We start from the raw sequence: 402 nt of genomic DNA, 5'->3' as shown, positions 1-402 counted from the left end.
GCTGGCAAAGATTTGCTTCACTGAAGCGTCAAATACAAATGCCGACAGCCATGCGACATGAAGCGGCTGTTCATAACGGCTGTATACTCGCTCCAATAAAGCATCTACCAGATTGCTAACACTGCCCTGCTCGATCATGACCCCTTTCGGCTGGCCGGTGGTACCTGACGTGTAAATCATATAGGCCAGGTTATGCGGGCGGGCGACAGGGATTAGATTGCTCGCATCCTGTGCTCCCAGTTGAGCTTGAACGTCCTCGTCATCCAAGACTACAGCTCGAACTGTGGATGGCAAGCTGAGCGACAGGTTGGCAACTCTGCTTGTAATCACGACCTTGGCCCCACTGTCTTGGAGCATGTAGTCGATGCGCTCCTGTGGATACATCGTATCCATCGGCACATA

General features: G+C 52.5%; 1 protein-coding gene. It reads right to left on the bottom strand.

What is annotated here, in order from left to right:
• The coding region (locus ACL9RM_RS26550) for an AMP-binding protein (RefSeq protein ID WP_414126709.1) at positions 1-402 on the bottom strand (402 nt) is incomplete at both ends.

The organism is Paenibacillus sp. S29 (assembly GCF_049319765.1).
Classification (GTDB): domain Bacteria; phylum Bacillota; class Bacilli; order Paenibacillales; family Paenibacillaceae; genus Paenibacillus; species Paenibacillus polymyxa_B.
This window is presented reverse-complemented; position numbering and strand designations above follow the sequence as displayed.